We start from the raw sequence: 26,166 nt of genomic DNA, 5'->3' as shown, positions 1-26,166 counted from the left end.
ACTTTTTTTGTAATTTTATATTACAGACAGTTGGCTCCATTCAGAGTTTGGAGATTGACGCGATACCTCAATACGATTACGGCCTTGTTCCTTCGCCATATAAAGTAAATTATCCGCTTTATTTAATAAATCTGTAGCGCTTGTTTTGTTGGTCGGCCAAGCTTCAGCGAGGCCAATACTCGCTGTCATAAATGACGCAATGGGAGAACCGATATTCGGAATGTTTAAATGCAGTATCTGTTCAAAGAATTCCTCACAGACCTGTCTGGCCTTCACAGCATCAAGGTTGCCCATAATCAAAGCAAACTCTTCCCCACCATAACGGGCACACCATCGTCGAGGAGAGTCTGAAAGTCCTTTAAGCAGCTGAGCAATTTGCTTTAAACAATCATCCCCTGCCAAATGCCCATAACAATCATTAAGCTGCTTAAAGTAATCTAGGTCAATCACTGCGAGGCTTATAGGTTGTTGTAATGTTGAGCTCAACTCCCATTCTTGCTGCAAAAACTCATCAAAGGCTCGTCGATTATAAATGTCTGTTAGACCGTCTAAACGAGCCAATTTTTCTACCGCCAACTCAGCCAATTTTCGCTCTGTCACATCCTGATGAGTAATCACATAATATTTAGCGTTATCAAATTCAAATGGCGAAACATGCATAATAAACCAACGATGCTCTTCATCACTATGGCAAGGGTATTCTAATGAATAACTTGCAGTCTGACCTGAAATTACTTGACGTATGCCCGTTCCAGCTTGACGACCAAATTCATCTCCAGTCAGTGAGGCTTGATCACAAATACTAAGATAGTTAATGGCGGTCCACTTATCATTGCTTAGACATTGGTTTTGATCGCCATAACTAGACCAACTTTGATTCACAAAACAAATCACACCGCTAACATCAATTACAGCAATATGTTCCTCGATCGAATTTAACACTAAGCGCAAAAACTCAGCGGACTTTTCCATATTCTAACTCTATCTTTTTAAAGGCATTTTAATAAGTTAAATTGAGATTAGTACAGCATTCCGTATTGCGCCAATAAAAACAAAGGTAGGAACAAACCTCATCTGGGATTACAATGATTGTGCTTTCGTCATTACGATTTAATCCACCTTAACCATAGACTTCTTCCTTTATATGAAATTACTCATCAAATGTATCCGCAACTTGCTTGGCGGTCTTATCGCCCTAATTGACCTTGTTACTCGCGGACGTAAATTGAAACGCTCACCAGAACAACAAGCCAAGGTAAATGAAGAGACAAAACAATTAGCTCTGTATCAATTCTTTGCTTGCCCTTTCTGTATCAAAACTCGCCGTGCTATATACAAACTTAACCTTCCCATTGAAAAACGCAGTGCGTCAGAAGGATCATCATATCGTGAGGATTTATTGGTCGGAGGTGGCCGTGTCAAAGTGCCATGTTTGCGCATTGAAGAAAACGGTAACGTAGAATGGTTATACGAGTCGTCTGACATTATTCAATACTTGGAAAAACGTTTCGCATAAACGAACTGACAGGGTTCATAATGAAACCCTGTCTTATCTCTTAGTGCGCCTTTCGACGTCAGATGATACTAATAGAGTGAGTTCTCTCTTCAAATGCTTTCTGAAAGCGAATACTTTCAGGCACTCCTCAAGCAGAATAGAACCAAACACCGCCCACAGAGGGCCTTCGCAGTACAAAACTAAAATAAGGTAAGGAATACCAATCACCCATTGAGTAACGAAATGGATTTGCAATACCTTAACGCTCTGTCCCAACGCTCTTAAAGAATGACCACATAAGCCGTTGTAGGTTCTGACTAATGGAATCAGGATATAAATGGGGGCAATTGCCGCTAACGCTTGCTGTGTTTGCTCATCTAATTTCGGGTAAAGGATGGGCAGCAATTCGCCAAAGGCGACAAACACCAAACACAATGCCACCCCAAGTAATAAAATAATACGTATCGCTTGCTCGACAAATTCAGAAATTAGGTGCGTTTGCTGACGACCTCTAAACTGACTGATGTTAATCGAGGTCGCTAACGCCCAAGACGTGACGAATTGAGCCCCCATTTGCATCCAAGGCATCACCAAAGTGATGGCAGCAAAGGAATATACATCCAATTGAGCAAATAGCATTTGGTGCAACATGACACCAGAAGCCAGTGTAACGAAATTAGTGGCTATTGGAAAAATCTCACGAAAATGCGTAACGACCTGTGCGACATTTAACGCTTTTCTCGACGCCATAATCGGTAAATTTCTTTGTCGCTTTAGCTGCCATGCTAAATAGCCAAAACGGATGCTTACCGCCACCAAACTGCCGATGGCAGCACCTCGTAATCCCAATTCAGGGAAGCCGAAATAACCATAAATCAATACCAAGCTGATCAGGACATTCATGGGTATTTCGATCAAGTAGCCATATAAAGGCAAACGTGTCTGACCTGAACCATTAAAAAAAGCGATCATAACTTGTGCAAAAGAGGAAACCAGCAACATAAAAGCACTGACCTGCAAATAACGATACGCCTGTCTCGACACTAAAGGATCATCAACCAGCCAACTCAATAGTTCATCCAGACCGACCAATAAAAGCACACTGGTGATCAATGTGAAGCCAGCGCTAATCAGCCAGCCAATGACCAAACCGTTGGCCATGGCATGACGATCATTTCCGCCAACGGCTCTGGCTAATATTAATTGAGTACCATTAGCCAAAGCGTATTGAGTACCAACGAAAAACGCCAGAATGGCCGACACTAATCCTAAAGCAGCAACCGAAATTTCCCCTAAATTAGCAATTAACATCAAGTCCACCAGCACCATGGATTGGACTAAAATGGCGTTCAGGGCTAATGGCCAAGCCACAGAAACATTTTTAATAAGGTTATCTTTTGATACGACGTTCAAGGCAATTCCAATAAATCAACGAATGGCCAAAATCATACCACATTTTCAAAACATCGTTTTATTAATTATCTTCCCCACAACCAATCTCCAATCCATAAAATCTATAATAGAACCAAGAAATTTCGTAATTGCAGCTAAGTCGTTAAAAAACCAAGATGCTTGAGGAAGTTAACAAAAATAACAAGCTTTAGGAGTTCAAGATGAACGAGTTTTTTCCGACTATTCAACCAATACAATACGAAGGCCCCGAGTCGACCAACCCATTTGCCTTTAAACACTATCAAGCCGATAAGTTAATCATGGGAAAAACCATGGCCGAGCATTTGAGAATGGCCGCTTGTTACTGGCACAATTTCTGTTGGCAAGGCAGTGATGTATTTGGTGCAGCGACATTTCAGCGTCCTTGGTTTAATGCCGACACTGAAATGCAGGCAGCCAAATTAAAAGCCGATGCTGCCTTTGAGTTTTTTTCCAAACTGGGCATTTCCTATTACAGTTTTCATGATGTCGACATTGCCCCTGAAGGCAAGAATATCCGCGAATACATTGATAATTTTTCAGAGATGGTCGATGTGTTGGAGGCTAAGCAAGCCAGCACAGGCATGAAATTATTATGGGGCACAGCGAACGCGTTTTCTAACCCAAGATTCATGTCAGGCGCGGCGTCCAACCCAAATCCAGAAATATTCGCCTATGCGGCTACTCAAGTATGCCACGCGATGCAAGCCACCCATCGACTAAAAGGCGAAAACTACGTCCTGTGGGGAGGTCGAGAAGGCTATGAAACCTTGCTCAACACAGATTTAAAACGCGAACGAAACCAGTTAGGTCGTTTTATGCAAATGGTGGTCGAGCACAAACATGCCATTGGTTTTCAAGGCACCTTATTAATTGAGCCCAAACCCGCTGAGCCAACCAAACATCAATATGATTATGATACGGCGACTGTCTTTGGTTTCTTAAAAGAGTTTGGCCTTGAAAATGAGATCAAGGTTAACATTGAAGCTAATCACGCTACTTTAGCTGGCCACAGTTTTCATCATGAAATCGCCACCGCTTGTTCATTGGGTATTTTAGGTTCCATTGATGCCAATCAGGGCGATCCTCAGTTAGGCTGGGATACCGACCAATTTCCTACCAGCGTAGAGGAATATACCCTTGCTACCTATGAGATTCTTAAATCAGGTGGTTTCCAAACCGGTGGCTATATGTTTGATACCAAGTTACGTCGTCAATCCATTGATCTGGAGGATTTATTTCACGGTCATATCGGCGCGATGGACACACTTGCCCTGTCCTTGGAAAAAGCCGCCACCATGTTAGAAGAGCAAACGCTTAATAACCTACTAGAGAAACGCTACGAGAAATGGCAGGACACGCTGGGACAAAATATTCTCAGTGGTAACATGACGTTAAGTCAGGTTGCTGAGTACGTTGAAACGAATGATCTGAACCCTAGCCCAGAATCAGGTCGTCAAGAAATGCTGGAAAACTTAGTGAATGGTTATATTCGTCGCTAAATAAGAACCGCAGAAAACAGAAACCTAAGTCAAAATAAAAGCGCCATGAGCGCTTTTATTTTGTTACCTATATTTCTATTAGCTTAAGAGTCTTCTTTTAATAAGCGACTAGAAACTCGATACTCACCCGGTGTCATACCCAGGTTTTTGCGCGATACAGTATACATATACTGTACGGAAGGATAACCACAAGTGCGTGCTATTTCATCAAATGGCAAGTTCGTTGAAATGATCAATTCGCAGGCTCGCGAAAATTTTGTCATATGCAATTGCTCATGCATAGAACAGCCCATTTCATCGATAAAACGCGCCTCTAAATTGGTTCTCGAAATGCCAATATAATCGACCACTTGCGCTACTTTCACACCACGACAGGCATTATGCCGAATAAAATGCATGGCCTGAATAACGTGCGGATCTTTTAATGCTCGATAGTCAGATGACTGACGCTCTTGCACTCCAATGGGGTCCACCAAAACCAAGCTCTTATCCAGTTGGTAACCGAGTAACATGCGGTGTAAGATCTTGGCCGCTTCATAGCCCATTTGCTTACACCCCTGTTCTACCGACGATAAAGCTGTACGATTCAAATAACGCGCCATATTTTCATTGTCGATTCCAACAATGGCAACGTGTTCGGGCACCATGATGTTTAAATGATCACAGACTTGTAAAAGGTGACGAGCACGAGAGTCTGTAACGGCGACAATGCCAACCGGTTTAGGCAAATCAGACAACCAATTTTCTAACCCTTGCTGTGCTGTTTCCCAAATCTGAGTGGAGGTCAAATAACCCTCATAGACATGTGGGCGATAACCATCGGAGCTGACTTGATCAATAAACGCATTTTGTCGCTCACTCGACCAACGATGGTATTTATTGGCTGGAACACCATAAAAGCCAAATTCTGTTAAACCTTTACGCTTTAAATGTTGATAGGCACTTTTTACTAAAGCGGCATTATCTGTCGCGACATAAGGCAATTGAGGGTAATCATCACGCCGCTGATAAGAACCACCAACGGCTACTGTGGGTATTTGAGTTCCTTTTAAAATCTCTTCTACTTCAGGGTTATCAAAATCGGCTATGATGCCATCGCCCTTCCAGTGCTTGAGTCCATCCAAGCGACTACGAAAATCGTCTTCAAAATACACATCCCAATCACATTGAGCAGCCTGTAAATACTCGCCTATGCCTTCGATAACCTGTCGGTCATAGACCTTATTGGCATTAAACACCAAATTTAAGTGGTAGCGCTTTTCAAACATTTGAAGCATTCCTTATATTTTTTTTATTATTTGCTACAAAAGCATACTTGGTATTGGCGTTTCTTGCTCAAAAATACAAAAATGGCATGCCAACCCATAAGAACTCAGCATTATAAGCCTTTTACTCTATGGTACAGTGTTTGAAATCTTGCTCTCTTTTGTTGGTAATATTCGGCATGCTCTGGATTAGGGTCAAAGCGTTTAATCGCGTCAGGTTTACGACAAATGTCAGACAACGCCTCTTCTGGTGAAACACCGATAGCGGCTAATCGAGCAGCGCCAAGCGCTGGACCGACTTCCCCACCCTCTCGATAAATCAAAGTTTGCATAAAAATATCAGCCAACATTTGTAACCAATATTCGCTACGCGCTCCCCCGCCAACCACATCAATGGTCGAATCAATATTTTGCACAGAGCGCACGGCATCCAAGCCATCTAGTAATGCAAAAGACACGCCTTCTAATACCGCTTGAACCAAGTCTGTCGCGCTTGTCTCATGGGTCATTCCCCAAAACACTCCTTTCGCATTAGCATCATTATGCGGTGTCCGTTCACCACTTAAATAGGGCAAAAAGAGTAAACTATCCTGCCCCCCATGAGACCGACTTGATACCGCGGCTAAAGCCGATGGCACATCCTTAAATTGCGTCAATTTAGCGACCCAATCCAGACAACTTGCAGCGCTTAACATAACCGACATACTGTGCCATGTATTCGGCACCGCATGACCAAAACTGTGCAGTGCCACCGCAGGATTCGCGACAAACCCTTCACTAACTGAAAAGATAACGCCAGATGTCCCCAGCGATAACATGGTTTGTTGTGGATGGATAATCCCCATCCCAATCGCACCAGCGGCATTATCACCCGCCCCCGCCACAACAGCCACGTTCGGAATAGACCAGCGCGCAGCCAACGCCGGTTTTAGATAACCTGTTACTTCAGTACCTTCAAACAAGGTTGGCATCTGCTCAATGGTCAGACCACACGCCTCAAGAACAGACGAGCTCCACTGCCTTTGCTCCATGTCCAACCATAAAGTACCTGACGCATCCGATACATCGGTCGCAAACTCCCCAGTCATTCGATATCTCAGATAATCTTTAGGCAATAAAACTTTATCAATTTGTCGGAAAATATTTGCTTCATTTTGCTGTACCCAAACCAGCTTAGGAGCGGTAAATCCAGGCATCACTAAATTGCCGGTAATCGCTTGAATATCGGGGCAGCGATGTTGCAAAGACAAACAAGCTTGATGAGAACGGCCATCATTCCAAAGAATGGCTGGCCTTAGTACCTGTCCATGACAATCTAGTAAGGTCGCACCATGCATTTGACCAGAAAAACTCAAGGCTTCCACAGCAGATAAATCCTCCTGCTGACCTAGTTCGAGCATGGCCTTATCTGTCGCTTGCCACCAATCCTCAGGGTCTTGCTCGGACCACAGAGCCTGTGGCCGAGAAACAGACAGGGATACTGTACTAGTGGCCTCAATTTGACCTGTTTTATTCATTAGCACAGCTTTTACACCAGAAGTCCCTAAATCAATGCCTATATACATGCCACAACCTTAATTATCATCGTTTTCTATCGTTCGTTTTATTATTGTTTCTTGGTTTTCACATCAAGCCAAACCGCCAATAACAGAATGGCACCTTTGACAATCAATTGCCAAAAAGTCGGCACATCCAGCATGCTCATACCGTTATCCAAACTGGCCATTATCAAAGCCCCCATGATGGCGCCTAAGACAGTGCCAATACCGCCAGCTAGACTGGTGCCACCAATAACACAGGCTGCAATGGCATCTAATTCCGCCATATTACCCGCCGCAGGCGAACCAGCACCTAATCTCGACGTTAATATTAAGGCAGCCACAGCGACCATCACACCATTAAAACCAAAGACCAACATCTTGGTTTTTTCAACCTTAACCCCAGACATACGAGCCGCTTCAATATTGCCGCCAATCGCATAAACACGACGACCAAATGCAGTTCGTTTAGCAATGTAGGTCGCCACTAAAATCAACACTCCCATAATAAAGATAGGGGTGGGAATGCCTCGGTAATTTTCCAGTATCGCGAGTAAAGACAGTAATGCGATTACTGCAATTAACGCTTTACCATATTCAAACTTGGCAGCATGATTCACCACGCCATGTTTTTGTCTGGCTTGTCGGCGCGAAAATACCCGAGCTATCAGCCCTAAACATAACAGCGCAATCACACTCATGCCCCAACCTGAAGGCAAATAACTCTGACCTATAATAGCCAGTGAGCTGGACGTTGGTGCCACGGTAACACCATCCGTTAAACCAACTAAAATTCCACGAAATGCGAGCATACCAGCCAAGGTAACAATAAAAGAAGGGACTTTTTGATAAGCAATCCACCAACCATTAAATAAACCCAACACTAAGCCTGCGAACATGGTAATCACAATGCTCAGTATGAGTGGAAAATGAAACCAAACATCGAGTATCGCAGCAATGCCGCCAAGCAGCCCCATCATAGAACCGACGGACAAATCAATTTCGGCACTAATGATCACGAACACCATACCAATGGCTAAAATCCCCACAATGGCCGTCTGCCGGATCAGGTTGGAAATATTACGTGGCGAGATAAACGCCCCTTCCGTTGCAATGGAAAAGAATACTAAAATTAGTAATAGTGCTGCGATCATGGCAAGTAATTGCAACTGACTCGCTTTTATTGTTTTAAGCATTGGAAACACCTTCTTTAATCGCGCAGTTCATAATCATTTCTTGAGTTAATCCTTGATGTTCAAATTGACCTTTTAAACGCCCCTCATGCATGACCAACACTCGATCACTAATACCTATCACCTCAGGCAATTCGGACGACACCATAATGATGGAGACACCGTCTTTGACCAGTGCATACATGAGCTTATAAATCTCATATTTGGCCCCCACATCGATTCCCCGTGTTGGCTCATCTAGAATCAAAATATTTGGGTGCGTTAATAAACATTTAGCAATGATGGCCTTTTGTTGATTACCACCACTTAAATGTTTAATGGCCAAATCGGCGGAGGCGGTTTTGACTTTTAATCGTTCAAGGTAACGCTCAATATCTTGATGCTCTTGCTGCTCATCGATCGCACCAAACCAAGTTTGATATTTATCTAATATGGGTAACGTCATGTTTCGGCCTACCCCCATAATCGGCACAATACCATGTCGCTTACGGTCCTCAGGCACCATTGCAATGCCGGCTTTAAGTGCCGCTTGCTGTGAACGGATTACCTGCGATTGACCCGCCAATTCGATTTCTACTGAATACTCTCCGGGATAAGACCCAAATAAACACTGCATCAACTCCGTCCGACCAGAACCGATTAAGCCTGCAATGCCCAAAATTTCTCCCTCACGCAACTCAAAACTTACACCGTCTACTTGAGGACGACTGGCCCCTGACAGACGCGCGAAAGCTTTGTTGACGGTTAAAATAACCTCACCGATTTCATGCTCTTCACGCGGGAAAAGCTGATCCATTTCTCGGCCGACCATCATGCTAATAATGTCGTTTTGAGTGAGCGCTGCGGCAGCACGGGTGGCAATATGATCCCCATCTCGGATAACACATACCCAATCCGAGAGCGCCAACACTTCATCCAATTTATGCGAAATGTAGATACAGGCAATGCCTTGCTCTTTAAGGCTGCGAACGATATCCAGTAAGATTTGAATTTCTTGGTTGGTAAGAGAAGACGTAGGTTCATCCAATATCAACAATTTAACGTCTTTATTCAATGCTTTCGCTATCTCAACGAGTTGCTGCTGACCAACTCCCAACTCACTTACCTGAGTATCTGGTGAAATGGAAAGATTGACGCGCGACAACAAAGCCAAGGTTTGTCGATACATGCTTTCTTCATTAATACGCCAAGCATGACCCAGCTCATTCCCCAGAAAGATGTTTTCCATCACGGTTAACTCTTTTACTAAAGCCAACTCCTGATGAATGATTACTATGCCTTGCGCTTCAGTATCACGAATGCTGGTGGCCTTAATTTGTTGACCTGCAAAATATATTTGCCCCTCATAACTACCGTAAGGCCAAACACCACTCAGCACTTTCATTAAAGTCGATTTGCCGGATCCGTTTTCGCCACATATAGAGAGCACTTCACCAGCATCAAGGCTAATATCCACGCCATTTAATGCACGCACACCGGAAAAACTTTTAACAATGCCGCGCATATCCAAAAGTTTTTGCTTCATTTTAAACACCTTATGAAAAGCAAATGGCGCCTTACAGCGCCATTATCTGGATAAATTACGGGTTATAAACGTCTGTTTTGCTATGAAAACCATCCGCAATAACTGTATCGTCAAGGTTCTCTTTGGTCACTGCAATTGGCGTCAATAGTACGGCCTCTACCTCTTTCTTGCCGTTATTCACATAACCATCTGCCTGAATAGACTCACCGCGAGCTAATTTCACGGCCATTGCAGCACTGGTCTCCGCCAACTTCGAAATCGGTTTGTATACCGTCATGGTTTGCGAGCCTTGAACAATTCTTCGTACGGCCGCTAGGTCAGCATCTTGGCCCGAAATGATCACCTTGCCACTCAATCCCTGTGCTGCTAATGCCTGAATTGCACCACCTGCGGTGGAATCGTTAGACGCCACCACAGCATCTACCTTATTGCTGTTAGCTGTTAAAGCATTCTCCATGATATTGAGAGCGGCTTCGGCCGACCAGCCCATGGCCCATTGATCCCCAATGATTTGAATTTTTTTGGCGTCAATAGCAGGTTGAAGCACGTTCATTTGCCCCTCACGAAACATCTTCGCGTTATTGTCTGTTGGCGAACCGCCCATCAAAAAGTAACGTCCTGTTGGTTTTCTCTCTAATAATGCTTCGGCTTGCATCTCACCAACACGAATATTGTCAAAAGACACATACAGATCAATATCAGCAAACTTAATCAAGCGATCATAAGCCAATACTTTGATCCCCTCTGCTTTCGCTTCGGCGAGCACATTACTCAAGACTTCACCGTTCTCAGGCACAATCACTAACACATCAACACCGCGAGAAATCATATTTTCGACTTGGGAGATTTGTGTGCTGACGTCGCCATTGGCCGACTGGGTGTAGACTTTTGCTCCCAGCTTTTCAGCTTCAGCCGTGAACAAATCTCGGTCTTTTTGCCAACGTTCAAGACGTAAATCAGACATGAGCAGGCCGATTTTTTCACCAGCAGCCCAAGTTGGTATGGATGCCACTGCACAAGCTGTGGCCAGTAAACTTACAGATAAGATTCTTTTCATCTTCGCATTCCTTTTTATTTTTATTCATGAAGGAACTCCAGAGGAGTAAAAGGAATGTAAAATGATCGCACTCTGAGGGATATTATCTTTTTTAGTTTAGCCTTAGCCTTTTTTATAAAACTTAGGGGAAGTCACCTTCCTGGTCTGAGTTTCACCGGTCAAACTCGCAACGTTTCATTTCTTAGTATCAAGAGTTGGGAATTAACCGTACGCTAAGACTTTATTTCGACCGGTTTGCTTTGCTTTGTATAAACTGATATCCGCCAAATGAATCATCTCAGATAAACTCGCTGCATCCGACATTTCACAATACCCAATACTGAAGGTAATGGTGATGGCCTCATTTGCTTGGTCATAATGGGATGCCGCAATTAACTTACGCATTTCTTCCAATAATAAAAATGCCTCTTCACCATTGGTATCGGGCAATAGCAGTAAAAACTCTTCTCCCCCCCAACGAGAGAGGACATCTTGTTTACGAAGACCATTTCTCAATACATCGCTGACATGCTTCAGCACTTCATCGCCAATTTCATGACCAAAACAATCATTCACATTTTTAAAGTGATCAATATCGAAGACAGCGAGAGTGAACACTTGATTGGTCGTAATGGCTTTATGATAAGCCGCCCTTAATTTTTTACGCATGCCTCTTCGATTTGGCAAACGTGTTAGCTCGTCTATCTGAGACTCTTGTTCAAATTTGGCTTTTAAACGCGCCATGTTTAAATACGAACTATGACGTGCTGCTTCATAAAAAGCTGACAAAGCAACCGTTGTTAAAAAAGCCAATACCAATCTTGATTTGAACGCCACAGGGTAAAGCGTTGCTAGGAAATAACCATTAGGGGTATAAAGCATCACCATCAAAATGACACTAAAGATCAAATTGATCATAATCCCAACCTTAAGACCACAAAATGCAAAGATCACAGATGGAAAAATGTATATCCACAAAGGCCCACTATTACTGACACCTCCAGAATAAATAAGATATACACCCAAAGACAGTAACGCCGTTAACGCCATGTATTTCATCATATTGTGATAACGAACATACTTAGCTGAGATTAATAGCGAAAAGGACAAAAACAATAGAAAACTGGCTGCCAATAAAGCCCCTGCCAGAACATATAAGTCAATTAAAATCGAGTTAATGCCCATCACAAGAGCAATAACAGAGCCAATTAAGCCAAACAGCGCTGCCAAATAACGTTGATAAGAATACTCTCTATCGCCAAAACCCTGTAGCAGTGCTCGACGATAATGACGAATCACTTTGATAATAAACGCCTTCATTCCCTTCGCCTTATCTTCTTTTAAGGGCCATTAACAAAACACGGAGAGTCAAAAACCACCCCTTAAAATAGAACAATTTGTTTCTATTCTCTAGACTTTCTCAGAAATTTAGCAGTCTTTCTTTTTATTTTAGAAGCTACAGAGTCTATGCAGAAAGGTATTGGAACAAGCTGATTTGCTGTTGAAGTGTCGATGTAGAAGTAATCAGAAGAGCTAACACCTGTTATGTGATTGGGGTTCTGTTTCTATGATACACCATCACTGTATGTCATATGTTGACGGTGCATTATGATCAATCAAATGATTGCTAACAAAATAGCTAGGTTACCTAACTATCTTGTTAGCGAATTCAGAAAATGTAGCGGAAACGATTAACGCCCTTTCCAAGGCACCAATTTACGCTCTAAATAACGCATAAATAGATCGAATAAGTAAGCAATAATACCAATGACGATAATCCCCATGATGACCACATCCGTGACCAGAAATTCCGCTGCGTTAAGTACCATAAAGCCTAATCCAGCTTGGGCCGCGACCATTTCTGCCGCCACCAGTGTTGTCCAGCCAAAGCCAATCCCGATGCGCATTCCAGTTAAAATTTCTGGTAGCGCATTAATCAAAATAATATGACGAATGACCTGCCAGCGTGTGGCTCCCATCGAATAAGCGGCATGGATCTGTTCTATCGCTACCGATTTCACACCAGCTCTGGCACTCAGCGCCATAGGGGCAAAAATCGCTAGGTATATCAACACAACTTTTGAAACTTCCCCAATACCGAGCCAAATAATGACCAATGGCAAATAGGCTAGTGGCGGTAATGGGCGATAAAATTCGATAATAGGATCAAATAACCCGCGAACAATACGGTTTACTCCCATAAAAATACCAATTGGAACGGCCGTGAGTAACGCAAGAACAAACGCAGAAAAGACCCGCATCATACTCCAGCCGGTATGCTCTATTAGGGTCGCGTTGGCAAAACCTTGCGTTGCAACTTCCCAAAATCGTTGAACTACGGCCACGGGAGAAGGCAGGAATAAAGGCTTCACCCATTGTAACTGAGTCGCGATGTACCATATAAAGATCAATATAAATGTCGTTAATAAGCTAATCGCCAAGCTTTTTCCTTGCCCCGGTGCACCATATGACTCACCCGGTTTCACTGGGCCTGCAGCAAACAGATTAGCAAAACGATGCAACACCGTCGTTTTCGCTCTGTCATTTTGCTGAGAGCGGCGACTAAGCTGGTCAACAGAATCCATTGGATCAAATGATTTTGTCATTAGTGAGCTCCTCCATTTGTGGCTTCATCACCATGAATAATGCCTAACACTTTTTCTCTCATGGCAATAAACTCAGGCATAGACTTCACTTTTCGAGCATCTCTTGTTTCCAGAAATACCTTATTAAAATCCAAAGAGAAATCATGAGTAATTCGACCAGGGCGAGGTGACATAATGATGAGGCGGGAAGCCATAAATAACGCCTCTTCTACGCTATGAGTGATGAAGAACATCATTTTTTGGGTTTGCTGCCACACTTCCAATAGCAACTCCTGTAACACCTCTCGAGTCAACGCATCTAATGCCCCTAGTGGCTCGTCTAATAACAGCATCCTAGGGTCATTGGTTAACGCTCTGGCAATCCCAACACGTTGCTGCATACCTCCAGATAATTGATACACAGGATGATGATGAAAATCTTCTAGTCCAACTAACTTAAGGTACTCACTCGCTCTGGCCTGGCGCTCTTTTAAACAAACACCTTGTAGTTTTAAACCAAAAGCAGTGTTCTCCAATACATTTAGCCAAGGCAACAAAGCGTGCTTTTGAAACACCACGCCACGCTCTTTGCCGGGACCTGTAATTTGATCATTTAGCTCTACCCCGACGGCAACGCGAGGCAAACCGGACACTTGGCTATCACCAAGAGTTAAATAACCATCGCTCGGTTGAATAAACCCCGCCATTAAGTTGAGCAAGGTCGTCTTACCACAACCTGACGCCCCTAGTGCGACGACAAATTCGCCTGGCTCAATTTGAAAATTAATGCCTGATAAAGCGGTGACCGTATCACCACCGTTCATTCCAGGGTAGCGAACGGACACATCATGAATCTGTAATCGGCTCATTGCCTTCTTCTCCAACGATATAACACTGACGGCAGCTTCCTTTTGAATCTAACATCGCCAAAAGGAAGCGCTTTTATTAAAGTTCTGCAGCGGCTTCAGCAAAAGAAGGGTTCACAAAAACGCTATAGTCATCGGCAAGAGCGGGGACTTTGCCTTCTTGTTTAAGAAATTCGGAGGTAAACATTAATGCCTTCGCAGCACCGCCCTCGTTCCCACATCCAAGCCAGACACAGCTAGTCTGCTCAGCCAAACTCGGAAATTCATAGAGAGCCAATACACCAGGGACATTTTCGGCTTGTCCTCCCGTCATCTTGGCAATGTTTTTCACCATAAGAGAATCAGCAGTCAAGGCGCCTTTAGAAGCACGATATTCCGCATCCGCATCCGCAATTAACTTGATCAATTGAGCGACCGTCTCAGGGTTTTCTTCACCAAATGACTTATTGATTACCATGCCATCAAAGGTTGCTTTACCCCAACGGCTAAGCTCTCCTGAACTAATCAATACTTGACCTGACTCTTTAATACGCCCTAGCGCAGGGTCCCAAATAAAAGCACCATCTATGTCTCCTCGCTCCCAGGCTGCCGCAATAGCATTTGGCTGCATGTTAATGAGGCTAACCTCTTTGTCCGATAAGCCAAATTGTTCTAAAGCAAATAACATATGGAAATGTGTTGTAGAGACAAATGGCACACCGATTTTTTTACCTTTTAGATCCTGTGGCGCTGCAATACCAGAACCATCACGAACAACGAGCGCTTCGGCGTCATTAATATTTTCAAGAATCCATACCAATTCGATGTCCAATCCACGGTTAACTGCAGCAGCGATTGGGCTAGAGCCTGCAGTGGCAATGTCAATGTCACCAGATGCCATGGCGGTAATCACCTTAGCGCCTGAGTCAAAACGACGCCATTCCACTTCCATTCCGGTCGTACTCTCTAGCTTTTTCTCCGCTATCACTGACTTCCAAGGGTTCATCATACCTTGGTAACCAATAGTAATCGTTTCAGCATTTGCGAATTGCGACAGACACAAACTACTCATTAATACAGATAAACCGAGACTTTTTTGGGCCAGTTTGGTTATTTGGTTCACGTTCATTTTCGTTCTCCTGAGGATGGAATTGGTTGCTACCTTTCCCACATTAAAAGTTGTCGATAATGAAGCGATAGATCCAGTTGCCCAGAAGCATTAGTCCAGATGTGATTTGTGGAGCAAATATTGCATTAGATTGGAGCATCAAATTGATGATTTAGAGGTTCATCGTGTTAGAACAGTACTTTCACATAGAGTTTGACCCTGAAAGAACATTGCAGGATCAGATCAGAGAATTTATCGTCAACTTGATACTAACTGGAGGCCTACCACTGGATGAACCGCTCCCCTCCTCTCGCCACCTATCCAAGATGCTAGGGGTCTCTAGAAATACCATTGTATTGATATATGAAAGCCTAGTAGACAGTGGTTTCATTGAAGCGCGTTCCCGAAAAGGCTTCTTTGTAAACCACACCTTCCACAACACAGAAGCACTCAGCACCAATTTAGTGCAAGAGGAAAACGCCAGCTCGCCTGACTGGTCAGCTCGATTTCAAAAACAGCCTAGTAATGAAATCAACATCGTCAAACCTTATGATTGGCAGAAATTCGAATACCCTTTTATCTATGGTCAAGTACAAAAAGACTTCTTTCCATTAGAGCAGTGGCGTGACTGCGTCAGAAAGAGCATGTCTGGACAATGGAACAAATATTGGATTAATGATCTGGTGGATTCAGATGATCCGTTACTGATCGAGCAAATTCGTACTCGCTTATTACCAAGGCGTGGTATTTACGTCGAATCAAGTGAAATATTAATCACCATTGGTACTCAAAACTCCTTATACCTACTGGCCAATTTACTCTGCAATCAAACCACAAAAGTGGCATTGGAAAACCCTGGATTTAGAGACGCATTGAACATCTTTTCGCTCTTTAATGCCAAGATTCACCGACAACCAATCGATCAGCATGGCCTCATCGTAAATGACGACTTAAAGACGTGTGATTACCTCTACGTCACCCCAAGCACCCAAGTACCCACTGGCGTCGAGCTCAGTAAAGAGAGAAGACAACGACTACTAAACCTGTCGACAAAGCACGATTGCATCATCATTGAAGACGATTATGATGCCGAAGTGAACATGAAACACAATCCGCAACCGGCCTTAAAAGCACTCGATAAAAACAATCGAGTGATTTACATCGGCAGCATGTCAAAATCCATTTCCCCTGGTTTAAGGGTCGGGTTTATGGTGGCAGATGAGGAATTAATTACAGAAGTTCGTGCCCTTAGACGACTCATGTATCGCCATCCCCCAGTGAACATTCAGCGCCAGCTTTCCCTGTTTTTATCCTTGGGTTACCACGACACCTATCTAAGGAAACTCAGAGTCATTAACGCTTCTAAACTGCAACGCATAAACGCCGCCATTGATCGACACCTTCCTAATATGCGCACCAGCGAACATGTCAGTGCAGGCGCCACCTCTGTTTGGTTAAAAGCACCAGAACACGTCAATACCGAGGAAGTGGCTTGGTTAGCCGCACAAAGTAGCATTCTAATGGAACCCGGTGCGGTCCATTTTACGGCCGAAAATCCCCCACAGAATTATTTCCGCTTAGGTTTCTCAGCCATAGAATCTCATAAAATTGAGCCTGGCATAGCCGCCTTGAAAAACGTCTTTGACCATTTTATCTAGGGAAGACACAAACAAAGTTCAAACACCTCTGACAGTAACCTTATTCGCCTTCCCTAGCTGGCACCATATTCCCTTTCAGCTGGACCTATAGGCTGATCTCGATTCCCCTATACCGTATCACTGCGCCCATATTTCATATCACTTCGGGCCAGTGATAACGGAGACAAGTTGAATGCCTCATTTTGAATTCGCCATGTTACTGATCTTTATGGCCGCCATCATTCGCGGTTACACCGGTTTTGGCTTCGCCGCTATTGCGATCTCAGGATTAAGCTTTATTTGGCCAGCCAAAGTGAGTGTGCCAGTGATCTTAATATTGGATTTAATTTGTTCAATTGGCTTAATCAGAAAAGCCTGGCGTTACGCAAATATCGACTTGTTAAAGCAATTGAGCATTGGCGCTTTTATTGGCATCCCTATTGGTCTTGTGATCTTAATTAAAGTACCAGATCAGCTCCTCAAATTGAGTGTCAGCTTAAGCGTGTTAGCCATGTCGATTTGGTTATTAAAACCGCATTCAAATCATCTAACACCGAATAAATGGCTCACACGAATGATTGGATCTATTTCTGGTGGTTTTACTGCCGCCGCCTCTATTGGTGGTCTGCCTGTGGTTTGCTATTTACTGTTAACCCCATACGTTGCCCACGTGCAACGCGCCACGCTCGTACTGTTTCTCAGCGCAACGGATTTAGCATCGGTTGCTCTTATGGTGGCAAACAAGGTTATTAACATCTCACTATGGCTGCCCACTTTGATCTTACTGGGGCCAGCTTTTGTCGGCGTCCTAGTCGGCCAATGGTTATTCCATCGGAATCCCCCAAAATCGTTTCGACATATCGCCCTACCAGTGCTGATTTCTCTGTCTGCACTGAGTCTTTATTTCAACTTATACAATGTTCATTAAGGAGAGAGATATGAATAAAACCGCCGTTATTACAGGTGCCACTTCTGGGTTTGGCCTAGCAGCCGCCAAGCTCTTTGCTCAATCTGGTTGGAATCTCATCCTCACAGGAAGAAGAAGCGACCGGCTCGAGCAAATCGAAGCGGCCTTATCATCACAGACCAAGATACTCACGATGACACTAGATGTCTGTGATACCGAACAAGTTAAAACGGCCTTTAACTCTCTGCCATCCGAATTTCAGGCCATTCACTTACTTATTAATAATGCTGGATTAGCTCTTGGTACAGAGCCAGCACAAGAATCCGATTTAACTCAATGGCACACCATGATCGATACCAATATCAAAGGCCTAACCAGTGTTACTCATGCGCTGTTACCACAACTCATTAGCACAGGTAAATCGGCCAGCATCATTAACATTGGCTCCATTGCCGGTCAATGGCCTTATCCCGGCGGCAATGTTTATTGCGGAACGAAGGCCTTTGTCGAGCAATTTTCATTGGCGTTGCGTTGTGACCTTGCAGGCACAGGTGTTCGGGTGACTTGCCTAGCACCAGGCTTATCCGAAAGTGAATTCACCCTTGTGAGAACAGGTGGAGACACACAAGCCTATAACGCCTTATATAAAGGCACCGACGCGATACAACCTGATGATATTGCGGAAACGCTACTTTGGATTGCTCAACTCCCAGCTCATCTAAACATCAATCAGTTGGAAATCATGCCAGTAAGCCAAAGCTGGTCACCTTTTGCAGTACACCGTCATTAATCACCTTTTTTATGCTGAGGAACAACATATGTCTTTAATTAATGAATACTCCAACCATGAAATCAAAGCTTTTGATAAAGATCATGTGTGGCACCATTTAACACCGGGTAGCGCCGCTGACAATGGCTTACCTGTTTTTGTAAAAGGCCAAGGTCTCGATTTGTGGGATATCGATGGCAATCAATACTTAGATGCCTCAGCAGGCGGTGTTTGGGTTACCAACACTGGATATGGCCGCAAAGAAATCGTCGATGCCATTAGTGAACAATTGCTTGAATTGAATTTCTTCGCCAGCGCCATGGGTAATAAACCTGCAGCTGTATTTGCGAATCACTTAATCGATAAAATGCCCGGTATGAATCGTGTTTTTTATTCAAGCTCTGGTTCAGAAGCCAACGAAAAAGCCTTCAAAATGGTGAGACAAATTTCACACAAAAAGTACGCAGGTAAAAAAAGTAAAATTCTCTACAGAGAACGAGATTATCATGGCACCACCATTGCCGCCTTGAGCGCTACCGGACAATCACAAAGACGAGATCAATTCGGTCCTTTTGTGCCAGATTTTGTCGAGTTTCCTCACTGCTTTGAATATCGTAGTCAATTTGAAGACAGTACAGATTATGGTCTAAAAGCAGCAAAATTAATGGAAGACGTCATTCTACAGGAAGGTCCTGACACGGTAGGCGCCGTCATTATTGAACCTATTACGGCCGGTGGAGGCATCATTACCCCTCCTGAAGGCTATTTAAAAGCGGTTGAGCAGATCTGTAAAAAACACAATGTTCTTTTGATCCTAGATGAAGTCGTATGTGGACTGGGCAGAACAGGGAAATGGTTCGGATACCAACATTACGATATCCAGCCAGACATAGTCACCATGGCCAAAGGTGTTGCTTCAGGTTACGCGGCTATTTCATGCACTGTGACAACAGAAGCCGTTTATAAAGACCTTCAAGAGTCCGACAACACAGATAAACTGGGGTATTTTAGAGACATCTCAACATATGGTGGTTGCTTAGCTGGCCCAGCAGCGGCCATAGCCAATATGAATATCATTGAAAAGGAAAATTTAATCGATAACTCCGCTAAAATGGGCGAGATTTTATTACAGGGTTTAGCTGTCCTTAAATCAAAATACCCCATTATCGGTGATGTGCGAGGCAAAGGCTTACTAGTGGGCATCGAACTGGTCACCGATCAAACAAGCAAACAACCCGTTGACGAATCCGTAGCTATCAGAATTTTTGCTAAATGCAAACAAGCAGGGTTACTAATCGGACGAACCAATCGTAGCTTTGCCGAATTCAATAATATTTTGAACATGAGCCCAGCTTTATGTGTCACTGAAGCTCAAATTCAGCAAATTTTAACAACACTCGACCAAGCTTTTGCTGATCTAACGGTTGATTTAACGTAAGCATAACCCCTTCACATTAACCTTACTCGGCGAGTGACATATCATTCGCCGGGTGAATTTACCGACTCATTCACGCTTCTGCCCTTTGATTATTCTGCACTTCGATGAAAAAATCCGCTAAATCACCTAGTAAAGAGTAATAATGAGTTACGACTGAAACAGCTTATGATGAAAGCAATATATAAACGTTCATTAAATGGCTGAAGGATTAAATTGGGGCTGAATAACGCTAATAGAGGCAGAGTTACTTTTTGAACAAAAGCGACTATTGTCTTCAAAAAAAGAGAGAATTGAAATGGTTGCGGGAGCAGGATTCGAACCTACGACCTTCGGGTTATGAGCCCGACGAGCTACCAGACTGCTCCATCCCGCGACAGATTAAACTACTTGAATAGTCTATATGCAGAAACTAAAGAGAGATCATATCACCAAAAAATTAATGCTATTTGGTTGCATGAACCACTTTTCAACTATAATGAAAACCAACGACTTTTCTGAAATGGTTGCGGGAGCAGGATTCGAACCTACGACCTTCGGGTTATGAGCCCGACGAGCTACCAGACTGCTCCATCCCGCGACAGATTAAACTATTTGAATAGTCTATATGCAGAAACTAAAGTGAGATCATATCACCAAAAAATTAATGCTATTTGGTTGCATAAACCACTTTTCAACTATAATGAAAACCAACGAATTTTCTGAAATGGTTGCGGGAGCCGGATTCGAACCAACGACCTTCGGGTTATGAGCCCGACGAGCTACCAGACTGCTCCATCCCGCGACAAATAAACTATTAATATAGTTAACAACTTTCTTAGTGAACCAACTAACTTGAAAATAACCAAACTGGTTGCGGGAGCCGGATTCGAACCAACGACCTTCGGGTTATGAGCCCGACGAGCTACCAGACTGCTCCATCCCGCGACAAATTAATTTATCTACTATCACTAACAATTTCAGTTTCGTTGCTGGTTGCGGGAGCCGGATTCGAACCAACGACCTTCGGGTTATGAGCCCGACGAGCTACCAGACTGCTCCATCCCGCGACAACGAGGTGCGTATTATAGGTAGATTAAATACAGAGTCAACACTCTATTTCAGATAATGTTGAATAAGAGATAATTTGCAAACTTTAAGCACATTTTACCTCATAGACTTTCAAGAAAAAACTTGAAGACAGGAGTGTGGGTCTGTCAAAGTATTCCAAAATTGATTTAGTAAGGAATCCTATATGACAAGTTCAACTGAAGAGATATTAAAAAAATCCTCCATTCCCAACGCAGCCGATGCGCTTCCGGGTCGAGACACCCCTATTCAAGTTACTGGCATTCATGCAGTTAACGGTGAAAGTTTTCTCCGCAAAAAAAATACATACGAAGCGGAAGTCATTCTTGGTATGGGATGTTTCTGGGGTGCGGAAAGAAAGTTATGGAATATTCCTGGCGTTCTTGTCACTTCTGTTGGTTATGCTGGCGGGTACACGAAAAATCCAACCTATGAAGAAGTTTGTACTGGGCAAACAGGTCACAGCGAAGTTGTTCAAGTGATTTACGACACCAGACAAACCAACTTAGACACCATTCTAAAAACCTTTTGGGAAAACCATGACCCGACACAAGGCATGCGACAAGGCAATGATATTGGCAGCCAATATCGCTCGGTTATTTACACTACAAAAGACTCTGATTTAGCCATTGCAGAGCAAAGCAAAGACGCATTCCAAAAAGCACTTATCCAAAATGGTCATGGTATGATCACCACAGAAATCGAGCCACTCAAAACCTATTATTTGGCAGAAGAATACCATCAACAGTATCTTCACAAGAACCCAAATGGCTATTGTGGTCTAAACGGTACAGGCGTTAGCTGCCCTATTGGACTGAGTGTTTAAACGCATAAAATAACACTCATCTGAAACGAAAAAAGCCGAGTATTAAACTCGGCTTTTTGCTTTCTGACTGTCCACTATTAACCGTCGATATTAATGTCGTATTCCTTATCATTAAAGATGACGGTAATACTGCCACTTCCCAACTGAGAATCCGAGCCAAAATTGGCAACAGTATGATTGGCATTGTCACTGTCAGCGACTTCCAACTTGCCTGAACCATCCTGATTCGTTGTTAACGTTAGGTTTTCATTTAGGTAAGCCTGAATTTCTTCTTCTGCTGCTGAACTTGGCACATCCAACAATTCGGAAATGTCCAAAGCATCATCTGAAGCATTAAAGTCAGTAATAGTATCAACACCCTGCGAGTAATCCGTTAGGATAAACAAATCACGTCCATCACCACCAGTCATGGTATCTTGACCTTGACCGCCGATAAGAACATCATCGCCATCAAAGCCATAAAGATTATCATCGCCAGAGCCGCCTAAGAGGAAATCATCACCGATACTACCGTAAAGGGTGTCTTGACCCGCACCACCGTCTACACGGTTTGAATCCTCAGCATCTTGGTCTCTAGCACGACGACCATCAGCATACAATGTGTCATCACCTTCTCCACCCTCAAGCCAATCAGAGCCTTCATAACCATATAAAATATCTTGGGCGTTGCCCCCCTCAATATGATCATCACCACGGCCACCAATAATGCGATCATTATTAGAAGTACCTGTAATATGAAGATCATCCCTATGATCCCTGTAATCCGAAGAACCATCACTATATTTTGTTCTTTCATCGCCCGTATTTGTCTCGAACCACTGAAGATCAGAGTCCAAATTAGCGGAAACATTCTCAAAGAAAGTTGGATCTTCTCTAGGAGCTTCTGCTGCAACATTAATACTCAAGGTAGCTGTAGATGAGCTGCCATCTTCATCTTGAATCATATAGGTGAAAGAATCAGTAGCACCGTCTGGTATGGTAGAAACACTTGCTGTTGCCTGATAGACATAAGAACCATCAGCATTAAGGATCAAGTTGCCATATGTTCCTTTCACTGATTGGCCTGCACTTGCATCTGAATTATTGACTGAGTCACCAGATGCCACATTAGTGACACTGATAGCACCATCTTCACTTAACTCATCAGCGCCTAGACCATTGTCATCCAATACATTACCAGTTGTTTCAGGCAGGCTATAGCCCTCCCCTTCAACAACTCGAACCACAAGCTCATAGCTAGTGGATGCATTCTCATAAGTATGGATAGAGGTAACTACTTCACCATCAGGGTTGCCCACTTCACGGAACCCAACCACTTGTAAGGTGTAGATTTCGCCTTCCCACTCAAAGGTAACAAAGGTATTTTCCACTGTGACAATGTCACGAGAAGCTTCAGCATCACCATCAATGTTTGTGGTTTCATTGTGAGAGAAATTCACCGTCAATTTCACAGGCTCAGAAACACCTGAGTTGTCTGTCACAGAGAAATCAATTTCCATTGAAGCTGCATCAATTGCCCCGCCAGAATAAACTGGGTAATTGTAGTGAGTGAATGTTCCTATAATGATGTCTTCATTTAGCTCGAATTTACCGTCTAATTCAGAGTCATTATCAATAAAACCGTAGCCTGACTGTCGTCCATGATCATCTGGGGATTCACCCCAGCGAATTTGATCTCTACCATCATCATTATCGGTTCCACCGTTTGATGATGTACCATCAAATTTCTTGATGTTATTACCACCTGAAGAACTCACCCAATTAGCTTCAACATTTGACACTTCAAAGGTCTCACGACGAACCAAGATGTCTGCTTCATCATCAATCGCCACTGGTGCAGAATCTTCTACATCAATATTGACGGTAAAACTACGACCATCTTCTAGCGTCACTGTGACGCTATCTTGATCGCCCTGAGAGTCACTGTGATCTCGGACTGGCGCTTGGTATAGATACTCACCTTCAACCAAACTAATAGTGGCACCAAAGTCGGTAGTAACTTCTGTTACTCCTTCAGGGAAAGCGAAGCCTTCTGGTAAATCCGTTAACACAACCTGCTGACCTTCACCAGCTGACAAGGTCACTTCTGCTGAAAGGTCAACGGTGTGAGTTGAAGTACCTCGACTTTCTACTGTGTTGCCTGCGGCATCACTGGAATTAACCACAACATCAAACTCAGTATCTTCGGCTAATTCACTGGCAGCAACATTCACCGACCAAGAGCCGTCGTCATTAACGGTCGTTGTGTATTCCGTACCATTAATGACCATCTTGACTTGGTCACCCACAGTAATATCACCACCTGAAGCTTGACCTGAAATAGTCACAGTGTCATACAATTCCGTACCATCAATGTGATCATCAGAGGTGATTGGGTTAACCGTAACGGTTCCCGATTCTGCTTCTAGATCCCCTGCTGGCGCAGTACCACTGACTTCAACTGAACGGTTACCCGCATCATCAGAGAGACTCACAGTAATGCTATCTTCTGGCGCCACTTCAACCGCAATACCACTTTCAATAAGGGCGGCCGTCAAAGTGATGGTAACAGCCGTATTATTGTTTACCTGATAGGTAACTTTGTCACCTACTTCAGAACCAGACACTGAAATCGTCGCCGTTACCGTTCCGTCATCTCCAACTTCATCGGCATTATAAACATCATCGTCACCCGTACTTTCGAAGCTAATAGATGGTGTAGCGATATTTAAGTCAGTTGTGTGTGTTGAACTTACTGTAGACTTAACTTCATTTCCTGCTCTGTCAGTAGAAGAAACTACCACATCAAATTCAGTATCAGCTGCAAGGTCAGTACCAGCAACGTCAACGGACCAAGTACCATCTGCCTGAACATTGGTTGAGTATTCAGTGCCATTAATGGTCATGGTGACAATATCACCGGCTGAAATATCACCACCAGAAGCACTACCAGACACAGTTACCGTCTGCTCACTTTCTGTTATGTTGATAATGTCATCTGACGTAATTGCATTAACGGTTACTTCACCGGACTCAGCAGAAGTATCTTTCTCAATGCTCATCACTTCAGACTGAACTGTATTACCGGCTGCATCTGAAGCATTTACGACAACGCTTAATTCACCATCAAGTAAACTAGAGACATCCGCTCCAATTTCAAAATAGCCATAGCCGCCATCGTCTTCAATAGTGATCCCCTCAGTAATAGTGACGCTATTACCCTCTTCGTCCGTAATGGTAATAGATTGCACATCACCACCTAATTCAATCCAACCACCGACGGTTACATTACCTTGCTCATCAAGATTAATGACCATATCGCCGCTTTCATCCTGAACAAAAGCATCAATATCTGCGACCAGATCGACTTTGTAGATCTCAGTACTAGAAGCAACAAACGCATTTCCAGCCTCATCAGTTCCCGATACTTTGGCGGTAATGTATGGATTTGCAAGACTTGTATTCGCAAGATCAGAACCAAGTACTTCAACACTGTATAAATATCTACCACTCGAATCTTGTTCAGAACTTACCTGAGCCGTTCCAATGACATTTCCTTCAAGCTCAATTGTCACAGTATCGCCAGGTTGTGCGTCACCACCAACCCAACCAGTAATGGAAACATAGTTTCCTTCTTCTGCTTCCGCTGCACTAATGACCTTGTCGCCTGTGATTACATCAACATCAATACTTGCATTAGATGTCAAATCAACAGAATGTGTTGATGTCGCCTTACTATCTACTGTATTACCAGCCGTGTCGGATGACGCTACCACAGCATCAAAAACCGTATCCTCAGCAAGATCAGAACCGGCCACATCAACGGTCCAAGTGCCATCTGCACCAACTGTTGTGGTGTATTCGGTATCGTTGATGACCAGAGTAACCGTATCGCCTTCTGCGATATCGCCACCAGTTGCCGTACCTGTTACCGCGATGGTTTGAGCAGATTCAGCGGCGTTGATTACGTCATCTTCAGTGATGTTGTTGACCGTCACCGTGCCTGCTTCCGCAACTAGATC

19 protein-coding genes and 5 tRNA genes are annotated in these 26,166 nt (G+C 43.6%); 7 read left to right on the top strand and 17 right to left on the bottom strand.

The features are described 5' to 3' along the window. Positions 1-15 precede the first annotated feature (15 nt). Complete coding sequence (locus tag DFP76_RS16885; RefSeq protein WP_113875732.1) at positions 16-972, bottom strand: sensor domain-containing diguanylate cyclase; 957 nt, start codon at positions 970-972, stop codon at positions 16-18. A gap of 172 nt (positions 973-1,144) precedes the next feature. Here DFP76_RS16885 and DFP76_RS16880 point away from each other — a divergent pair, with 172 nt between their 5' ends. Next, positions 1,145-1,516 carry a glutathione S-transferase N-terminal domain-containing protein gene (locus tag DFP76_RS16880; RefSeq protein ID WP_113875731.1) on the top strand — a complete coding sequence of 124 codons (372 nt, stop codon included), beginning with the start codon at positions 1,145-1,147 and terminating at the stop codon, positions 1,514-1,516. Positions 1,517-1,549: 33 nt separating this feature from the next. Here DFP76_RS16880 and DFP76_RS16875 read toward each other — a convergent pair whose 3' ends face one another. After that, entirely contained in the window at positions 1,550-2,908 is a 1,359-nt protein-coding gene (locus DFP76_RS16875; protein WP_113875730.1) for an MATE family efflux transporter, read from the bottom strand. A gap of 200 nt (positions 2,909-3,108) precedes the next feature. On the opposite strand from DFP76_RS16875, the gene xylA reads away from it, so the two are divergent. Next, positions 3,109-4,428 (top strand): xylose isomerase, encoded by a 1,320-nt coding sequence (gene xylA / locus DFP76_RS16870; RefSeq protein ID WP_113875729.1) that lies wholly within the window; start codon positions 3,109-3,111, stop codon positions 4,426-4,428. 83 nt (positions 4,429-4,511) lie between these two features. Here the strand turns inward: xylA and DFP76_RS16865 are convergent, their stop codons facing one another. The 9 genes from DFP76_RS16865 to tauA form a co-directional block, all read right to left on the bottom strand. Next, positions 4,512-5,696 carry a XylR family transcriptional regulator gene (locus DFP76_RS16865; RefSeq protein ID WP_113875728.1) on the bottom strand — a complete coding sequence of 395 codons (1,185 nt, stop codon included), beginning with the start codon at positions 5,694-5,696 and terminating at the stop codon, positions 4,512-4,514. Between the two features lie 110 nt (positions 5,697-5,806). Beyond that, complete coding sequence (gene xylB / locus DFP76_RS16860) at positions 5,807-7,258, bottom strand: xylulokinase (protein WP_113875727.1); 1,452 nt, start codon at positions 7,256-7,258, stop codon at positions 5,807-5,809. A 41-nt stretch (positions 7,259-7,299) separates the two neighbouring features. Further along, positions 7,300-8,427, bottom strand: a complete 1,128-nt coding sequence (locus tag DFP76_RS16855) for a sugar ABC transporter permease (RefSeq protein WP_113875726.1) — start codon at positions 8,425-8,427, stop codon at positions 7,300-7,302. Continuing rightward, complete coding sequence (locus DFP76_RS16850) at positions 8,420-9,949, bottom strand: xylose ABC transporter ATP-binding protein (protein WP_113875725.1); 1,530 nt, start codon at positions 9,947-9,949, stop codon at positions 8,420-8,422. Before DFP76_RS16850 ends, DFP76_RS16855 begins: the two co-directional genes overlap by 8 nt. Positions 9,950-10,004: 55 nt before the next feature. Beyond that, positions 10,005-11,006 carry a D-xylose ABC transporter substrate-binding protein gene (xylF, locus tag DFP76_RS16845; RefSeq protein ID WP_113875724.1) on the bottom strand — a complete coding sequence of 334 codons (1,002 nt, stop codon included), beginning with the start codon at positions 11,004-11,006 and terminating at the stop codon, positions 10,005-10,007. Positions 11,007-11,207: 201 nt separating this feature from the next. After that, the gene (locus DFP76_RS16840) at positions 11,208-12,305 is read right to left on the bottom strand and encodes a GGDEF domain-containing protein (protein ID WP_113875723.1); all 1,098 of its coding nucleotides are present in this window, start codon (positions 12,303-12,305) and stop codon (positions 11,208-11,210) included. Positions 12,306-12,676: 371 nt separating this feature from the next. Further along, positions 12,677-13,591: an ABC transporter permease subunit gene (locus DFP76_RS16835; RefSeq protein ID WP_113875722.1), complete on the bottom strand. Its 915-nt coding sequence runs from the start codon at positions 13,589-13,591 to the stop codon at positions 12,677-12,679. Next, positions 13,591-14,439, bottom strand: a complete 849-nt coding sequence (locus DFP76_RS16830) for a taurine ABC transporter ATP-binding protein (protein WP_113875721.1) — start codon at positions 14,437-14,439, stop codon at positions 13,591-13,593. Before DFP76_RS16830 ends, DFP76_RS16835 begins: the two co-directional genes overlap by 1 nt. 76 nt (positions 14,440-14,515) lie before the next feature. Beyond that, positions 14,516-15,544, bottom strand: a complete 1,029-nt coding sequence (gene tauA / locus DFP76_RS16825) for a taurine ABC transporter substrate-binding protein (protein WP_113875720.1) — start codon at positions 15,542-15,544, stop codon at positions 14,516-14,518. A gap of 164 nt (positions 15,545-15,708) precedes the next feature. Here tauA and pdxR point away from each other — a divergent pair, with 164 nt between their 5' ends. The 4 genes from pdxR (at position 15,709) to DFP76_RS16805 (ending at position 20,274) form a co-directional block, all read left to right on the top strand. After that, positions 15,709-17,181 (top strand): MocR-like pyridoxine biosynthesis transcription factor PdxR, encoded by a 1,473-nt coding sequence (pdxR, locus tag DFP76_RS16820; protein WP_113875719.1) that lies wholly within the window; start codon positions 15,709-15,711, stop codon positions 17,179-17,181. A 172-nt stretch (positions 17,182-17,353) separates the two neighbouring features. Continuing rightward, positions 17,354-18,088, top strand: coding sequence for a sulfite exporter TauE/SafE family protein (locus tag DFP76_RS16815; protein WP_113875718.1), 735 nt, complete (start codon positions 17,354-17,356; stop codon positions 18,086-18,088). A 10-nt stretch (positions 18,089-18,098) separates the two neighbouring features. Continuing rightward, complete coding sequence (locus tag DFP76_RS16810; protein ID WP_113875717.1) at positions 18,099-18,857, top strand: SDR family oxidoreductase; 759 nt, start codon at positions 18,099-18,101, stop codon at positions 18,855-18,857. Between the two features lie 28 nt (positions 18,858-18,885). Beyond that, on the top strand, positions 18,886-20,274 hold the full coding sequence (locus tag DFP76_RS16805; protein WP_113875716.1) for an aminotransferase family protein: 1,389 nt from the start codon (positions 18,886-18,888) through the stop codon (positions 20,272-20,274). A gap of 296 nt (positions 20,275-20,570) precedes the next feature. Here DFP76_RS16805 and DFP76_RS16800 read toward each other — a convergent pair. The 5 genes from DFP76_RS16800 to DFP76_RS16780 all read right to left on the bottom strand — a co-directional run bounded on the left by DFP76_RS16800 (position 20,571) and on the right by DFP76_RS16780 (position 21,320). After that, a tRNA-Met gene (locus DFP76_RS16800) sits at positions 20,571-20,647 on the bottom strand. 127 nt (positions 20,648-20,774) lie between these two features. Further along, positions 20,775-20,851 (bottom strand) — tRNA-Met (locus tag DFP76_RS16795). A gap of 127 nt (positions 20,852-20,978) precedes the next feature. Continuing rightward, a tRNA-Met gene (locus DFP76_RS16790) sits at positions 20,979-21,055 on the bottom strand. Positions 21,056-21,121: 66 nt separating this feature from the next. After that, positions 21,122-21,198 (bottom strand) — tRNA-Met (locus tag DFP76_RS16785). Between the two features lie 45 nt (positions 21,199-21,243). After that, positions 21,244-21,320 (bottom strand) — tRNA-Met (locus DFP76_RS16780). A 185-nt stretch (positions 21,321-21,505) separates the two neighbouring features. Here DFP76_RS16780 and msrA point away from each other — a divergent pair. Continuing rightward, positions 21,506-22,165, top strand: coding sequence for a peptide-methionine (S)-S-oxide reductase MsrA (gene msrA / locus DFP76_RS16775; protein ID WP_113875715.1), 660 nt, complete (start codon positions 21,506-21,508; stop codon positions 22,163-22,165). Between the two features lie 77 nt (positions 22,166-22,242). Here msrA and DFP76_RS16770 read toward each other — a convergent pair. After that, positions 22,243-26,166: Ig-like domain-containing protein (locus DFP76_RS16770; protein ID WP_113875714.1), on the bottom strand; the 3,924-nt coding region annotated here is incomplete at its 5' end.

Origin of the sequence: Marinomonas aquiplantarum, from assembly GCF_003314975.1 — a bacterium.
Taxonomy (GTDB): Bacteria; Pseudomonadota; Gammaproteobacteria; order Pseudomonadales; family Marinomonadaceae; genus Marinomonas; species Marinomonas aquiplantarum.
The sequence above is the reverse complement of the archived record's forward strand: the minus strand, read 5'-3'. Positions and strand labels throughout refer to the sequence as shown.